Origin of the sequence: Pseudomonas sp. P20, from assembly GCF_016463925.1 — a bacterium.
In the GTDB taxonomy this organism is placed as follows: domain Bacteria; phylum Pseudomonadota; class Gammaproteobacteria; order Pseudomonadales; family Pseudomonadaceae; genus Pseudomonas; species Pseudomonas aeruginosa.
Genome location: NZ_JAEMVM010000002.1, coordinates 480,915 through 498,408, shown reverse-complemented (window position 1 = coordinate 498,408; position 17,494 = coordinate 480,915). Strand labels below are relative to the sequence as shown.

Below are 17,494 nucleotides of genomic sequence, written 5' to 3'. Positions count from 1 at the left end.
CAGAGCCCCCCTTAGTGGTCTGGAAATAGCTTTAGGGCTGCAGCTGACGTTAACTGCTTCAAAGAAAAGATGAAAAAGCCGCCCAGTGGGCGGCCGTGCCGTATCGAAACCTTCGCGGGGATTCATTACGACGAAGTGACCGTAGCACAAAATTCTTCATACGCTCCGCTTAGCAGATTTCCACCCGCTGATACGTAAAAGGCCTACAGTGACCCTAAGACTTGAGTTCCTCGGACTACCTCCGACTCACGACCGGTTGTCCCGCCCCGCCCGTTGGCGCTCTCGCTTACGCCTGTACGCAGCCATTTGCCAGTGCACGAGAGCGACATTATGACCGCACAAAATCACGTCAACATTGAGTTGGCGAACGTTGCATTTCTCGAGCTAACCCCATCCCTACGTCACCAGATTCAGCTTCTGATCCCGCAAGGAAACACGCGCGAGCAAGCTGGAACCTTTTTCGACAGAAAGCATGGGCAGAGCTATGCCAGGCGGCGCGTCAATGCGGTAAGCAGCCAGCAGACTATGCCGCCCAAGTAATTGAGATCTATCGTGCAGAGATTGCGAAGGGACATCGGCGTGCACCGCCCATTGATCGCATTGCCTGACGTCCGCTATGGGCCGGTAGCGGCCTCTCGCCGAGGGCAGCTATCGGCTGCAGCAGGTCGTGGCTACGGTGTGACTGTTGAGGCCGTATGCAAGCGGTGGTCAGCACGAATGCAAATGCTTGGTCAGGAGGAATGCAATCGGGTGGTCAAGTCAGTGCAATTGCGCAGTTAGGCGTACAGCTGCCTGACTCTCTCCGCTTTTTCCTTAACTGCATCTACCCAAATTTGCGGTTCATAAACGCGAATGTTCTCGTTCAATCCGAATATCCACCACAGCGTTTCCTGATCCTGCGGCACGCAAGCCTTCAAGCGTTTCCAGTCCGATCCTGGCAAAGACTCGATCGTTTGCTCCTGGCTCAATGGAGTTTCACCCAAATGCCAGGCAATTTGAGGTGAGACGTCAGCCTTCAGCTCTACCATGGGCACAGGGCCTGCGCTGTTGAAGCCACCGCCGTTCAAATACTCATCAAGATCCACGTCCGCGTCCCCGCCAGCAGGGAGATCGAGACATTCAGCCTCACGGATGCGGTGCACAGCAAATTGAATGACATCGCTGTAACCATCAACCGTAGCAATCAGGTAGCTGATCGAGTGGCGAGAAATGAAACCGACAGGGTGCAGTCGCATCTCCTTAAGCGTCGCCTTGCTGCGGCTTAGGTAAAGGACTCGCAACTGACGATGCTCCAGTAGCGCCGTCGACACCTGGTCCCATATCTGTAGCGGGATCGGTGCCGGGACCAAGGCTCTGCCATTAGGCACAGCGCGTACGCGCCTCGCCCAATGTGATAAACCGTTCTGCCCCAACCCATCCAAGTAGTTACGAGCCCGGTTGAACTGAGGCGCTAGCAGATCGAGTGCGCTTTGCGGTAGAAGGCTCTTCAGATGATCCTGAGCCAGATACAGAACCAGCGCAGTGGAGGGGTCCATCTCTCGCAAATCCAGCTCCGCATCCTTTGTGAAGCTCCACCGATACGGTGAAACGCTCTCATCGCACATCAACGAGAAAGGTGTGCTAAGCCGGTTCAGATCGCGTTGCACCGTGCGCATATCAACGAAAAAGCCGCGGTCGCGCAGCTTCTCCAACAACGTCGTCGATGCGATGTGCCCTGGGAATTCTGGGATCAGGCGCAGCAAAGCAAACATCCTGAGCAGCGTATCCTTCGCTTCAGACATAGCACTACCTTTACTTGTTGCACTCTTCCAGCGGCCTCACAGTGCGATTGCACACCGATCAGTCGCAACGAATGTGAGGTTAACCGAGGTCCCGCGCCTCAAGGCGGATCAGCGCGATCAACACGACACAAGGAACTGTGACCCGGAAAGCGGGCCCAGTTAGGTTGTAGGCACCCCAGATGCCCCCCAGCGCGAATCCAATAGGACCCAACGCTACTGAGACTCCGCGGCCAGCCGCAAACTGCGCAACTCCTGCAGCAGCGCCTCCCCAAGAAAGACCAGTGAACGCCGCGCTGGCTCCGAAGGTTGAACTCGCCATGGAAGCAGCCAGTATCTTCGCTAACGTTGTACCAACCTCGGTTGCCCCCATTACCGCCTGGCGTAGCACCTCTAGCTGGTCCTTGTCCGGCATGCCGTTAACCTTGAGCACTTCACATAAGGGCTCAAGTTCAGCCCCCGACAACTTGCTCCAAAAGTGCCTAAGGAGCTGTACAAGTACTCGACGCTCCAACTCAATGATCGAGTCTCCGTCTTCGCGCTTTCCTTTTAGATGATCGAGCACATCCACAACGATTGATGCCCAAGGGGCACCCTCGCTACGCCACAGGTTGGCGATGCTGTTGCCTCCAAAATGCAGCAGCTCGGTGATTAGCAGCTCCAGTTGGGCTTCGGAATACTCGCCCTCAGCCTTGGCCTGAACCAGCGCCTTACAGTTGACGGCCGATAGCATTAGGCGCCCTTTCCCACCATCAGTGATGTAGTCCACCAATAGATCCAGGTATTCCGAGTTCGCCTTTGCCAGCAGCTGCTTCAGCACCTCAACTTCACTTACGTCGTCCACTGCCATCTCTACTTCAACCTAGCCATTGCGTCCGCCAACACCTTGTCTGCCTGTGCACCCTGCTGGTCGAGAGTCCCCAGCGCCGCTTCGGAGACACGCAGTTCATTTCGACTTTTCTGAGCCTCCATGACCCTGCCGACACAAGCGAGCGTGTCGCGATAACCCTGCTCAATCCAGGAGGGGATCTTTTCAGCATCAAAGCCAAGCAGATCACGAGCGCCCCCAAGGGGGCCTTGAGCGCGATTGAGCGATTCACTCGGCCGAATCTCCAAGATGGTTGCATCTGGAAAATCGTGTCGGCTCCAAGGGGAGCCATCGCTGAGATGGGTAACGATGACCAGGTTGCAGCCAGCATCGATGAGCGGCGTAATCGGAGTGTTGCCTTGCATGGTTTGCCAACCGCCTTGACCACCATCGGTGTACCGCTGGCCTTCGATGGTCCGGGGTTTGAACAACATTGGAATCGCAGCGGACGCTAGAAGCAGCTTCTTGCGCTCGGCAGGTTCCATCGACTGGATATGAACAAAGTCAGAATCCGGAGTATCGATGAAGCCAAGCTCTGCTTTGAAAGCGGAGAGAAGATCAGTCAACCCGCCATTGCTCTTGTAGATGGAGACGTACAGCGGCAGACCAGTGTCAAGGTCATCAGAGACGAGGTACTCATCCATTAGCTCCCTGAGCGGCTGGTCGTCGAGCAAGCTGTCCTCAAGAAACTCCAGCCATTCGGGCAGCTCATAATTTAGTCGGCGAGCAATGCTCTGAGCAGCATGAAGACCTGCTAGCGCAGTTCCTGCCCCCTGAAGCCGCAAGCCCGCCGCGGCAAGCATCATCAGATAGCCGGGGACTTTCATATTCAGCGGCGATTGCTTAGCCAAACGCCCCCATAGTTCCTCAAGGCGCTCAATCGCTACGTCCAGAGACGGAGCAGATGCCAAGACGCCACCGTTCAGCGCCCCAATGCTGGCACCGGAGACAGCATCAATGCGCGTACCGAGCTCCCTGAGAGCCTTGAGCACTCCAACCTGATAAGCGCCTTTAGCCCCACCGCCGGAGAGAACTAAACCAACCTTCATCGACTCAGCCATGCCGCGCCTCCAAGAAAAGCTCACTAATGAGTGTCTCAGTGAATCGCTGCGCGGAACCCAAGCGCGGAACCTGTAGCGGCAACTCCTCAGCCTTCTGGGAGACAACAAAGACAAATGGATTACGCTCTACGTCAGCCCAATCGCCTAGATACTCCAAAGCATCACCTGCATCAGCCAATACGTGCCGCCCTTGCGGCTGCGCGAGCCAGTGATCTCGAGTTCCAATCCGCTCTCCATGGCTTAGATTCGCGTCTTTTCTCAACTGGGCAATGGCTCGATTAGCCAGCAGTTCCAATTGCTGCTGACGCTCAGAACCCGAGAGCCGCTGAAGGTGGTCACCAAACGCCCCCCACCGAAGCTCCTCCAGCGCCGCATAACAGCGACCTGACAATGAGAAACTGCTCAAACGCCCTGCCGCCCATTTACTGAAAACGGCCTCTTGATGGACTTGTGCCTTCTGCAAGCTATCAATTCGGTCGACCTGCTGCTCCAGCTTCCCGCACCGAACTTCTAACGTCTCTAAGCACTGGCGAGTAGTGATTGAGTAGTTTGCAATTTTGGCAACATCTTCTTTTAGGGCACTCACACGAGCATTCACTTGGACAATGGCGTGATTACTCTTAGCTAGAGATCCAGTAAGGTCTTGTAACCACTCCAGCGCACCCTCTATCCCATCTGTAAGATTTGCATTTATTTCAGCCTGATGCCGTGCACCCTGGCCAGTAAAACCATCGTACATCCGCGAGAAGAAAGTATTTCTACCGGCGATATAGCGCTGGCGCTCCCGGGCCACATCAATACCGTTGGCAAAATCGACAACGAACTTTTCCGGCAGAGAATTAAGCAGCTGGAGGACGTCCGAGTCTAAGTTCAGCGCGCTAGCCTCGCTCATGCCACCACCTCCTTAACAGTCGGCTGAACGTCGTTCTTTAGCTCCTCACTGTCCTTGCGAACTCCCGGGACATTTCGTTTCAGTCCAGAGAGGCGCTGAGCCAAGGCCTGTTGCTCCCCTCGACTACTCTGCTTATCAACTAGGCTCTGAGCCAAGTCACTACGAATATTTTCCAATGTGAGCTTGAGCTGTTCGAAAAACTGGCGAACGCCAGCTTCCAAAGGAGCCTTAATGGTGGTATCGGTTGTTTCGCGCAGATCAGAAAATATCTTATTAACAGAGTTATTAATCTGCTTCCGGACTTTGTGTATATTGACTTCGTAGTACCCCTCGGAGGACTGATAGGATTCCCACCCCCAATCGGAGCTATCGAAAAGGCCACAGAGCTTCCCCCAAACGCTGGTGCTGCGGCGATAACGAGTAACTGAGCGAGTTCTGCTGTCGACGATTTCCCCCAACAGCTCGCTGGCTGTGTAAGGGAAGGAAAGTGGAGCAGGGTCAGGGAGGCGAATATCAATAGAGAATCCTTCTTGGTTAAATCGCTTATTAAGCGCATTCACCAACTTCTCAGCTTCACCCTTGATGTCTCTGGAAAAACTCTCTCGAAATTTTCTGAGCAGAGCCTCCAGATCTACGGTCATCACCTTCTCGCCATCTGATATTACGTCTGCAACCCCTTTTTCTATATTCTTAACAAGAGCAACCGCTTCTTCCTGATTGTTGAACGCAATCAAGGGATGGCTCTCGTCAAACTCAAATCCGAAGCCCTCCCTTTGGCGATCCGGGGCCCCCAGCATCGCTCTGAGCACACCACCAAAACCGGAGGGAACGTTATCTTTTCGCTGCGAACGGGCACGTTCTTTTTCCGAGGCTTTGCCGGCCTTGAATTTAGCCTCAATTTCCTGCTCGATGCCCTTTCTGATAGTTTGGAAAATCTCCTCGAGCTCGCTTGAGATCTCCTTCAATACCTTGCTGGACTTGTCAGCACTCTCCTCTTCAAGCCCTTTGACTTTTTTGACGTCCTCTAGAATCGATTTGATCTGCGCCTCGAGCTCTTTGGAGCTTTTGGCCAACGCCTTATCACGAACCTCTAAGAAGCTATTTAGACGTGATGCTATCTCGACCAGCTTCGACGCGGCGGAGGCGATAGCAAGCTTTGCCGCCTGCCCATGGGCCATGCGAATGACGTTGTCGAGTGGCGCGCTGAATAGAGACTTCTTCCAGAGTATGTTCGCCCTGCGCAATACCTCATCTGCGTCTTCGATCGTATCCTCCCAATCCATACCTAGCGCCAGCTCACCAAAGTCAGCTACCCAAGCATGGTTGGCGGACAAGGACCGTCCATTAGCGATTTCATGGCGGGCCCGATTTGCCAAATATCCCCAACGAGAGGAAACGGGGAAGACATGCTCTCGCTTAAGACGCTGCCCCATTAAGGTGTCAGCGACAAAGCTTTGAATCTGCTCTGCACTGTCACCATGCCGATCCTTCTGGTCAAACTTATTGACCAAAGCATACATACGCCCGCTGCACACCTCAGAAATACTCTCCAACTCTTGGCGAACCTGCTCGTCAGCGTCCGATTTGAGCTGGGTGAAATCCATTACAGCCAAGACGGCAGAGGCATTTCTCAGTTGCTCCCGGAGCATCTTGCGCAAATGAGGCTGCCCCGACTCATTCGGTCCAGGTGTGTCCAGCAGAGTGAGACGTCCCCCTGTTTCGGCCTGATCTCCCAAATGAGCAAAGCGCACCTCAATCACAGGTAGCTCATGCACTTCGTCATAGCTAGAGAACGGGAACTCCTCCTCCAACGTTGCCGACAGTCGCACCAAGTCATTGAGATTCTTAAGGAAGCCGAAAATTTCCTCAGCTCCTTCATATTTCTTACCGAAACGCTCTTGCCGCTGAATCATATTCAGCAGCTCCTTCATATCGTCGGTACTGTCGAGGCCATTGATGGCCTGCCTCCCAGCTGGAGTGTGAGATGTTTCATACAGCTGCCCCAGAAGATCGTTAATCGGAGCATTATTTTCCAGGCGCAGCACTGGCTCGATCTGCTCGGGAGTGTGACGAATCAGCGTCGGCAAAGCAGTCATCGGCCGGTTACGGTTCGGCAACACCTCAGTACCAACAATCGCATTGATGGTGGTGGACTTCCCTGCCTTCATCGTGCCAACGACAGCCAGTACCATATCCAGGTTCTCTAGCTTGGCTCGCTCACCACGCAGCATCTCAATGTCTTTGCCAATCGACGAGCTGGAGAACGTCTGATGCCCACCATCCTGCTCATCTACCACCACACCCGGTTCGGCCTGCATCCGCTCAAGCAGATCAATTTCAACATCAAGAAGCCTGCGCGCTTCGTCCTGAAGAATTGCGATGGTGTTTTCGTGCATGTCATCTCCTTGAACGTGCCTCTTCTTTTCTGAGGCCAGCAAATTACGAGCGGGCTGCGTCTACAGCACACTTGAACAGTTCGGTTGAAGTATCCAGACGCCCTAATGGCAGGCGTGCACCATTAGGTGATAAGTGGCAGAAAATTGAATTGACGGACTTGCTCCGCAAGCCGTCGGGAGTATTTATCCAGCATGCGCCAGTTCCGGCGGGAGATGGAGCCGCGGAAAACCGCATCACGGCAAAATCTGAGATCAGGCCAGTGCATCGCATCCTTGATGGCGGCATTGCTTCGATTCCCTAAAGCTTGTCAAACACACGACGTCAGCCGATTGGCACGCGCAATGGTGCAAGCGTACAACGGAAGATGGCGTTTGGCCATGCAACAAAAGCCTTACATAGATGATTACTCACCACCGACGAGATAGGAGCAGACGCACAACCTTCGCCCCAAGAATTTCCGCTTGCGAAGCGTACCGCTGCTGCAAAACCTCACATCCACATTGAGGACACTTATCGAACCAATCCCTGCCCAAAGCCAGCGCGTCGCTGAGAGGGATTATGGTTTTCTTCCACCGGCAGGATGTACAGCTGAACACATAGGGGTGGGGTGGTATCGGCATCACATGTACTCACGGCGACCAAGTGATTCCAAACTGGCAGACAGGAGCGACAATTCATGTCGTCCTGCAGCAGTTAGCAGTCCTAGCCCTCAGCAATCAGTGACTCTCTCAACCCACTACGTCGTTCTATCCGCTTGCGCACGACGCTCTCCAATAGGCCCGTCCGGCTTTCCAATAGGGTGAACCAGCTTCTAGCGCGAGTAATGCCGGTGTAGAGCAACTCCTTAGTCAGCAGGGGGCTCATCGTATCGGGCAGAATCAATGCACAGTGCTCGAACTCTGAGCCCTGGGACTTGTGTACGGTCATCGCAAACACAGTTTCGACCGCACTCAGTCGGCTCGGCAGGATATGCCGCAGCTCGCCACTGCCATCGTTACGAGGAAAAACTACGCGCAAGACCAGATTCGGCGGAGAACCGGGCAGTTCCGAGGGCTCAGGCAGACGCAAGGCGATACCGACGTCTCCATTCATTAACCCCAAGCCATAGTCGTTTCGAGTTACTAGCACCGGCCTCCCCTCGTACCAGCCATGGTCCTGTTCCAACAGGCCCCTCCCCTGAAGCGCGTGAGCGATGCGCGCATTTAGCTCGTCTACTCCCCAAGGCCCTTTACGAAGAGCACATAGCAGCTGGAATTGGTCAAAGGCAGATAGCACACGACTAGCCCAGGCATCCCAGACCCCACCACCTTCGCCAGGCGAAGGACGATTAACCCGCATCACCTCCAGGTAATGCGCGTAACCGCAGGGACGTCGATCTCCAGTTCCGACGCCATCGAGTAGCAGCGATTCTAAAGCTCGATCTTGCTCTCCCGAGAGCCGCTGAACATGCAAGCTCTCGTCTCCATCGACAAGCGTCGCCCGGGCAGCTGCGGCATCACCAGCATTAACAGCGCGCGCCAAACGACCAATTCCAGACCTACTGCCAAAGCGCCGAGAGTGGCGCAACATCATGACGTGCTGCGCCAGCTCTTGCTCGCCCGGCACCAACTCTGCTGCCACTAATTGCTCGCCGGTCTGAGACTCTAGCCACTCAGTGGTGGCTTCGCTGTAACCGCCCCTCTCAGCCGCCCTACAGAGATCGCCCAGTACTGCTCCGGCCTCAACTGAAGCAAGCTGATCCTTATCTCCGAGCAGTATCAAACGAGCGTGGTCAGGCAAAGCCCCGAGAAGATTGGCCATCATTTCCAGGTCAATCATCGACGCCTCATCCACCACGAGCACATCCAGCGGAAGTGGATTGCTTGCGTTGTGCCGGAAGTGGCGAGTGTCAGGCAAGCTGCCAAGCAAGCGGTGCAATGTCGTTACGGTGGTAGGTATCTGCTCACGCACGTTCGCTGGCACCGGCAACGATGCCACCTGATCACCAATTGACTCGGTAAGACGTGCAGCGGCCTTACCAGTTGGTGCGGCCAAACTCACTCGCAACGGTGCGCCCACAGCAAGCGCTGACTCCTGCAGCAAGGCAATGAGCCGAACTACTGTGGTGGTCTTCCCGGTACCTGGCCCGCCCGTGATGAGAGTGAAATGTTCTCGCGCAGCGAGCGCACAAGCCACTTTCTGCCAGTCGGTCTTGCGCTCACCATCCAGCAGAAACGGTTCGGGAAATAATGTCGACAGGCGAGCAGCAAGGTCCGCTGGTGCATCTGCCGGCAATCGCATCCGTCGCGCAATGCTGGTAGCAACTTGCTGCTCGTAATCCCGATAACGTCGCATGTACATGCAGGGACCGATCAACACGAGTGGAGCGCAATCCCCTTCGAACAACACGCTAGCGGAACACGACTGTAGCCACGCCTCTACACTCAATCCTGCCAGTATTTGCGAGGGCAGTAGCTCCGCTACCTCAGGGTCTTCGCCCTCGGGCGGCAGTGACAGTGTCAGGTCTGGATGCTGAAGAGTTGCTTGAAGATCCAAGCAAACGTGGCCCTGCCCTAGCTGATGACTTGCTAGCGCAGCGGCCAAGATGAGGAGCGGAGAAGCCGCCGGGTCCAATTCAATGAAGAACTGGGCTAACGCCCGGTCCAGATCGCGAAGCCAGCCTCGCTCGCACCAGCTTTCGAGCAGTTCAAGCGTCGCAGTATGGCCGGAAAGTGCCGAGGACAATTCAACAGTCATGCGAAGCTCTCCTGGGATTGGCCAAGAAACAAGGTGTCTAGTTGCTCGATCAACGCCTTCGCAGGGCGAACTTGGTAAACACCATTTCCTGGAGCGCGCATGAACAAGTAGAGAGCTCCCCCCATATCACGGTCATAGTCGTAATCCGGCAGACGTAAACGCAGTTGACGGTGCAGCGCTAGCACGTAAAGGACGTACTGCAGGTCGTAACGATGAGCCGCCATCGAAGCCTCCATCGCCTCTCGGGTGTAGGCACCATCATCAGCACCGAGCCAGTTGGACTTGTAGTCGACTACGTAATAGCGCCCCTGGTATTCGAAGGCCAAGTCGATGAAGCCTTTGAACATGCCGTTCAGTGTGTCCGCCTGCAAAGGCTGGCGAGGCACTCCGGGTAACTCAGTGCTCCGAACCATTCGATCGAGCTGGATGACATCGACCTGCTGGGCCTCGAACCAAAACTCCAGCTCGGACTGATACTGAGTCAGGTCCGCCAAGCTCACCGAGCCTCCCCCGCCAAGAGCCATTTGCTGACTCAGTAATGCCGACAGCCACTCGCACAACGGATCGATCCACGCCTCGAGGCCGCGCCGCTGGCAACGTCGTGCTACGGCTTCGCGCAACTGCGCTGGGTTCGCGAGACAGTGAGCAAAACCCTCATCAGCAGCCAACTCCAAAAGGCCGTGCAAGAAGGTTCCTGGATTCGAGCCGCGAGGGAATCGGTGCAGACCTTGGGCTGACGTCAGCAGCGCTGCCGGCACCGCGTCGGAGCTGTCATCATCCGTGGAATTTTGCATTGCCAAACTGTCCGGTGCAGCGTCGTCGTGCCGGCTAGCAGGGGCTGTCGCGCCCTCCTCGAGGCGCAGAGCACTGTAGGACGCAATCCACCAATGCTCCGCTGCACTTCGAACTGGCGTGCTCCACTGGACCGGAGGGAGGTCCTCCTGCGTAGCGGCATAAGACTGCTGACTGGCTTCTGGGGCCACCGCCACTGTACTGCGCAAGGGGTTGATCAAAGGGTCCAGCCAATTCGTCAACTCTTTGCTAGCGGCTAGCGATTGACCATCGCCGAGCAGGTAACCCAGTGCAGAATCGTGTAGCCGAGACTTGTGTGCGGTACCGATCCTCAGATCTGCAACGCCGATCCAGCACGCATGCTGTGCACGTGTGAGAGCAACATAGAGCAAGCGCAAATCCTCACCCAAACGCTCACGCTCAGCGCTTGCTAGAGCTTGGTCGTCTGCATTGAGCACCAGCCGCCGTCGCTCGCCATCAAACACCTGGAAAGGCTTACCTCCATCTACCGATCGAAACGCACAAATGAACGGCAGAAATACCAACGGGTACTCCAGGCCTTTGGATTTGTGGATGGTCACCACGCGCACCAGTGCTTCATCACTCTCTAAACGAAGCACTTGATCGTCAGCCGTCTGACCTTCATTGGCTAGCAATTCACTTAGGTGGCGGATGAGCGCTAGCTCGCCATCAAGCTCGGCGGATGCTTGCTGTAGAAGCTCTGCCAAATGCAGCAAGTTGGTTAGTACCCGCTCGCCATCCGCGCGCGTCATCAAGCGCTGCGGCAAAGTGAAATCCTGAAAAAGCTGACGCAGCATTGGCAGGACGCCCTGGCGTTGCCAACGCTGGTGGTAGCCTCGAAATTGCATTACTCGGCGCTCCCAGGAGCGCTCATTCAGATTGAGAGCCTCGAGCTCATCAAGGCCTAGTCCCAACGTTGCACTAGCGAGGGCTGCACGTAGCGAGCGGTCCTGGTCAGGTTCGGCACATGCACGGAGCCAGAGCATCACATCGCGAGCTTCCTGCCCTGCAAATACCGAATCTTTATCTGACAAATACACACTGCGCACGCCGCGAGCTGCCAACTCCCCTCGAATAGCCTGAGCTTCCTTGAAGTCGCGCACGAGCACTGCGATGTCACTCGGCAGCAGCGGCTTCAACTCGCCTTCATGAGTAAATCCAGCCCTCCCCCGCTGGCCTAAATCAAGCAGGCGGACAATCTCGCTCGCAGCTCCTTCTGCCATAGCCTTGAAGTACGTTTTTTTTGCCACTGGCTCGTCTTGGGTCAAATACCAAGCGGTGAGCGCCGACTGCTCCTCCCCTTCAACCACCCAGACCTCTTCACGTCCTTGCGCGCCCACACGAATGAACGGCAACTCTTCACGCAGGAGGAATGCCCCGCTACCAACGTCAGAGCGCTCAGCACGCAAGAAGAGCTCATTAACGGCATCAACCATGTTTTGGCTGGACCGAAAATTGCGTTCTAGGTTGTAGTGCCGGCCCTGGGTTGCTCGGCGCGCTCGCAGATAGGTGTAGATATCGGCACCACGGAACGAATAGATGGCTTGTTTAGGGTCTCCAATCATGAATAAGCCGCAGTCGTCCCGATTAGCCTCGACCTGGTAAAGCGTGTCAAAGATGCGGTACTGCAATGGGTCGGTGTCCTGGAACTCATCAATCAATGCAATCGGGAATTGACGGCGAATCACCTCAGCAAGGCGCAGGCCATTGTCGCTCTGCAGCGCCGCATCCAGTCGGGAGAGCATGTCATCAAAGCCCATCTCCGCCCGTTGACGCTTTTCATGATCGAACCTCTGACGCACCCAAGCAGCTGCATGGCGCAAGGCCGGCTCAACCGGATCAGGGAGACCTATTAGTTCTTCGGACAGCGTGACCATGGCGCTCAGGGCAGCATGATCGGGCGGAGTTGATTTCCAGACTTCAGCCAAGCCGCTGGGGGTCAGACGTTCGAAGCCTTTGCCAATATCCAGAGCCACTTCGGCACCAGAAGCCCACTCCCTCAATTTTCCAGTCCAGCGCTTGTAATCTGGCTGCTTGAGCTTGGTTCCGTTGAACGCTTTGGACTCTCTAGCCTCATCTAGAAGCGACTCAATTTCGTCTGCCCAGGCCAACCATGGTGCCTTTAGGGTAGCCAACGCTTCCTCTCGCGCCCTCAGGTACCGCTCGAGTAACTGCCCCAGCGCTTGATCGCCAAGTTCGCCTGTCTCGCCGAGCAAGTCCTTCAACATCTTGCCCAGCCCTACAGGGTTTTCCCAGTTCTGGATAACCCAAGACAACGCCGAGCCATCTAGCGGATAGCACTGCTGCCGCCAGTAATCACGAACCACCTCGGCCAGCAGCTCACTGTGGTCTGTTTCCAGCGTTTGGCTGAATAAGCTCCCGCTGTCGAATGCATGTTCGCGCAGCATGCGTTGGCACCAACCGTGAATGGTCGAGACTGCCGCCTCGTCCATCCACTGTGCAGCCAACTCCAAACGAAGAGCACAACTTGACCACTCAGACTCAGGGAAATCTGCGCGTAACTCAGCTAGCAATTCATCTGGCTCAGCGTCCCCTCGAAAAACCGCCGCGGCCTGCACTAAGCGCGCGCGGATACGATCTCGAAGCTCACGAGTGGCCGCATCAGTAAAGGTCACAACGAGTATCTGCGGCGGCAAGAGTGCCTCACGGAAGGCTTCGTCGCCTCCGTGACGAAGGATCAGCCGCAGGTAGAGCGCAGAAATGGTGAAGGTCTTGCCGGTACCCGCACTTGCCTCAATCAGACGACTGCCGTACAGCGGGAAGCGCAAAGCCAGAGGCCGTTGTGACGAGCTCATTCCTGGTGCTCCTCAAGTACTGTCGGTTGACTATCCAGAAGAGGTCGATAGAGCTGCTGACTCAAATCGATGAACTGCCCATCTGCGACCAGCGCGGAGTAATTCGGATACTGGCGGGCAAGGCTGGCACTAGTCGTGACCTCGCCGTTGACCTTGACGGCGCCTTCATAACAGGTACGCGCCTTATCCTCATCCTGGCTCTGCAGCCACTTCACAGAGGTTTTGAGAGCGATCGGCAGAGGGGCCGCCATACCAGTGCTCCAAGCGTGCAGCCACCCTGTCAGCACATCCGCTGCATCCTCCTGAGGTACCGGAGAGAAGCTCAGCGACTTGTCCTCACCCACCAACAAAGTCGTCATCGGTATTCCGCAGGCTGCTGCAATTACGTGCATGACGTACGGCCGCAACAAACGATGCCACTTAAGCTCCTTTGATTTGGCGAGACTGCCAGGTAGCAACTCTAAACGGGCTAAGGCCCCGTCGGCATGACAACGCAGCTCATTGAGCCAGCCTTGCAGGTGGACACCGGATGCATCAAAAGCCAGCGGCAAGGAGGACGCTTGGCATTCGGGCCAGAGCCTGGATAGCGCGCTGTATCGATGAATTTGATTCGGTAGTGGCTCCAAAAGATCTGAGCGGTACTGCTCACCAAATCCGGCAAGAGGCAGCTGACCGCTGCGAGTTAATCGATCAGCAGCAGCGTTCAACGCGTCATCGCAATCTGATGGCGGTACTGCCTCCGCAGCCCTTAGCAATTGCTCCTGTAATTGGTAGCGCTCGAGACCATCAAGGCTGAAGGGTTCGCTGTCCAACTGCGCCTGCTCATCCTCGTCCAAGTACACCTTCAGGCGACGAGTAAAGAAGTACTTAACGGGATCACGCAGGAAGCCTTGTAATTGCTCGGGGCTGACCTGCCTGCCCTCCTCCCATTGGGAAAGAACGGACGATGCTGTGGGTGATGTAACTTCCCCATACAGCTCGGCCCACTCATAGGCGTAGCTAAAGAGATCTGGATCAGCTCCAAAATACCGTCGACTAAAGGGCTGAAGCGGGTGCACTGTCGTCAGTGCCGAGAGCAACTTCCCTCCTCCCGGCAATCGCCAGCCACTAGCCAAATGATCACGTAGCTGACCGATCAGCACTGATGGGGGGCGCTCACTATTGTCCCGGATGCTACGCCCAGCCCAGCTCACATAAAGTCGCTCGCGAGCGGCCAGCAATGCCTCCAGCAGTAGATATCGGTCGTCCTCACGGCGGGAGCGATCACCTGGACGGTAATCACCAGCCATCAGATCAAAGTCCAGCGGAGCCTGGCTGCGCGGATAGTCGCCATCATTCATGCCTAGCAAGCAGACATGACGGAACGGAATGGCCCGCATCGGCATCAACGTGCAGAAGTTCACCGAACCCGCTAAAAATCGCTGACTCAGCCTCCCCTGATCGAGGTTTGCCAACCAGGCCTCGCGCACTACTTGCAATGGCAGAACCTCGCTCATGGCCGCCGCGTCGCAAAGCGCCAGCCATCCATCCAGAGCGTCCAACAGTTGCGTGCGCAACATCTCCTCGCCTTCACTGCAAGGCAGGAAGAAGGACTCCATCAGCCCCCGTAAATGCTCTCCCCAAACCAACGGGGTGGCTGACTCTCGAAGAAGCTGCAGATGCCAATCGAGTGCGTCCAGTAAACGAGTGAGTGGGCCAATCAGCACTGCATCGAGGCCACCAACCTCGTCGTAAGGTTCAATCTCGGCATAGCTGCCGACGCCGCCGGCTACGTAGCCCAGCAGCATGCGTCGAAGACCGAAGCGCCATGTGTTCTGCTCCAGCCCTTCACTCTGGCCTAGGGACTGACGCTGGGCAGCGTCCAAACCCCAACGCACGCCAGCCCCCTCAAGCCAGCGACGAAGCGTCGGCATGTCCTCTTCAACGATGCCAAAGCGCGCACGCACAGCGGCTACATCCAGAAGGTCGAGTATTTCGCTGACACTAAGCCGGCTCTCGGGCAGACGCAGCAAATGCTCCAAAGCAATCACTAGAGGTTCTTTGCCACGCACGCCTTGGTCAGCCAAAGTGAACGGAATGAACCTCGGGTCCCCAGGGGTGAACTGACCGAACACCGCTTGAATATGTGGCGCATAGGTATTTACGTCCGGCACCATGACGATTACATCGCGCGGCCGTAGGCTCGGGTCGGAGCTAAAGCACGCCAGAAGCTGGTCGTGCAGCACCTCCACTTCACGCTGAGCGCTGTGGGCTACATGGAAGCGCAACGAGCTATCAAGATCAGGATCCACCGGCGGGTGAGTTGCTCGAGTCTCGGCCAGTGTGCGTAGATCCAAAATGTCGTTCTGCAACTGACCAAGCAACGTGTTTTCAGGAGCCGAGCTGAACAAATCGATACGATCGAACCGATCACGATAACGCTGTGGTTCGTCATGCTGGTCGAGTAGGTTGATGTAGTCGCGCCCCTGCTTCCCCCACGCAGCTAACAGTGGCTGCGCATGCTGGTGCATCTGCGTTTCGTCGAGTGGTCCGCCTAATCCACCCTTTCGCTGTTGGCGGCGGTACTCGTGACGCAGCAGATCCTTGTCTTCGACAATATCGCCCCAGTGATGCTGGCAGGGGTTGTGGACGTACAGCATGACCTGGGTAAATCGCGACATTGCCTGCAGTGCCTCCAGCACCTGCGCCGGCAAGGACGAGATCCCGAAGACAGTTAATCGGCGAGGCAAGCCTGGCGGTCGCTCTTTAAGCTCCCCCAGGCGCTCGACAAAGCGAGGGTGTACTCCGGCCCGGTTCTCCGCCAAATGCTCTTGCCCCACATCGCTGAGCAAGGCTCGCCACAAGGCAGGCTGCCACTGAGATGTATCGCCCAACAGCTGCTCGCCACCACGCGATGTGCGTAGTCGATCATGCCCAGCAGCCCAGTCAGCCAACCAGTCCGCTCGGTAAACCTGGTACTGATCAAACAAGTCAGACAGGCGCTCGGCCAGTTGGTATCGCTTTCGCAGATCCCGATCGTCCGCTAAAAAGCGACGCAAAGGAGCGAAAACATCGTCAGCAAGCAAGCCGGGTAGGAGCCGCATTAAGCGCCAGGTTAGAGGGGCCTTGTCCAGCGGCGACTGCTGAGGAATCGCGTCTTTGCCCAATACAGCCCTATAGGCTTGCCACAGAAAGCGCGCAGGTAGATCGACATCCAGCGCTGCGGCAATCCCACAGCCTTCTCGTTCAGCGAGTGCAAGCTTGAGCCACTGAGCAATCCCATTGCTTTGCACCAAAAGCACTTCGTTTTCCAGTGGCCGCAATGGGTAACGTCGCATCCACTGCACCGAAAGAGAACGCAGCTCTTCCAGATGATTGCCGTGGATGATGATCAGACCAGGTTCAAGCTCCTGCATAGGTCAGCTTCCTGCATGTGCACTGAAGGGAACAGTAAAGGGCTGCGACGACAACCTTTGTCGTCGCAGCAAACTCATGACTCATAAAGCGCACAACACCTTCGAATCAATCTGGCTCAGCGACAACCGCAGTTGCCGCGGGCGACGTACTCTCTGCAAGCTTCGTCGCACCTGGAGAGTTAAGGAACATCACCACTTCAAGGGCGCGCAACGGCGATACGGCATATCCCATTTTCCGGTTGACGGAGGCGTGGAGCGCAGGGAAGCGATCGTCCTGCTGCAAGCGCCGCAGCTGGTCCAGATAAGCTTCATACTCACTGGCGCTGTTGACTCGATAAGCGTGCGGAGCCTTCCGGCGCAGGAAGTGGTAGATCTTGGAGTCCCAAATCGCGAACGCCTCAGGATTCACAAAGTGCAGCAGCTTGGATGCCCCAACGACAGAGTGATTGATCAGGTTGGCTAGTTGCTCAATCTCTTCACAGCTGAGACGCCCGGCAATACGAGCCTTGTTGAGCAATGCCACCCCGGCATGGACATCGACCGACTCGCTGATGTGGATCTCCAAAATGGTTGGCATCCACCCGTAAACCATGTGAGCACCACAAACGAAGGCCTGCTCATCCAGTACATGCGGCGTCTTCATTGCCGACAAGATATGGGGATACGAACGGATGTAAGACTGAGCCCGATCAATGTGCGTAAGTGGCTCAATCTGGAAAACGTCTTTCATCTCAGTCC

General features: G+C 56.0%; 9 protein-coding genes. All 9 read right to left on the bottom strand.

What is annotated here, in order from left to right; translation table 11 throughout:
• Window positions 1-776: 776 nt before the first annotated feature.
• On the bottom strand, window positions 777-1,781 hold the full coding sequence (locus tag JHD77_RS03385) for a helix-turn-helix transcriptional regulator (protein ID WP_058199745.1): 1,005 nt from the start codon (window positions 1,779-1,781) through the stop codon (window positions 777-779).
• A 79-nt stretch (window positions 1,782-1,860) separates the two neighbouring features.
• On the bottom strand, window positions 1,861-2,628 hold the full coding sequence (locus JHD77_RS03380) for a YaaW family protein (protein ID WP_058199746.1): 768 nt from the start codon (window positions 2,626-2,628) through the stop codon (window positions 1,861-1,863).
• Between the two features lie 2 nt (window positions 2,629-2,630).
• Complete coding sequence (locus JHD77_RS03375; protein ID WP_034020251.1) at window positions 2,631-3,707, bottom strand: patatin-like phospholipase family protein; 1,077 nt, start codon at window positions 3,705-3,707, stop codon at window positions 2,631-2,633.
• Window positions 3,700-4,599, bottom strand: a complete 900-nt coding sequence (locus tag JHD77_RS03370; RefSeq protein WP_058199747.1) for a diguanylate cyclase regulator RdcB family protein — start codon at window positions 4,597-4,599, stop codon at window positions 3,700-3,702. The genes JHD77_RS03375 and JHD77_RS03370 overlap by 8 nt, the downstream gene beginning before the upstream one ends.
• Window positions 4,596-6,995 (bottom strand): dynamin family protein, encoded by a 2,400-nt coding sequence (locus JHD77_RS03365; protein ID WP_058199748.1) that lies wholly within the window; start codon window positions 6,993-6,995, stop codon window positions 4,596-4,598. Before JHD77_RS03365 ends, JHD77_RS03370 begins: the two co-directional genes overlap by 4 nt.
• Window positions 6,996-7,698: 703 nt before the next feature.
• A complete protein-coding gene (recD, locus tag JHD77_RS03360) occupies window positions 7,699-9,732 on the bottom strand; it encodes an exodeoxyribonuclease V subunit alpha (RefSeq protein WP_058199749.1) in 2,034 nt (677 codons plus the stop codon).
• The gene (recB, locus tag JHD77_RS03355; protein WP_078458425.1) at window positions 9,729-13,361 is read right to left on the bottom strand and encodes an exodeoxyribonuclease V subunit beta; all 3,633 of its coding nucleotides are present in this window, start codon (window positions 13,359-13,361) and stop codon (window positions 9,729-9,731) included. Before recB ends, recD begins: the two co-directional genes overlap by 4 nt.
• Complete coding sequence (recC, locus tag JHD77_RS03350; RefSeq protein ID WP_078458424.1) at window positions 13,358-16,756, bottom strand: exodeoxyribonuclease V subunit gamma; 3,399 nt, start codon at window positions 16,754-16,756, stop codon at window positions 13,358-13,360. The genes recB and recC overlap by 4 nt, the downstream gene beginning before the upstream one ends.
• 106 nt (window positions 16,757-16,862) lie before the next feature.
• Window positions 16,863-17,486: a hypothetical protein gene (locus JHD77_RS03345; protein WP_063891119.1), complete on the bottom strand. Its 624-nt coding sequence runs from the start codon at window positions 17,484-17,486 to the stop codon at window positions 16,863-16,865.
• Window positions 17,487-17,494: the final 8 nt, after the last annotated feature.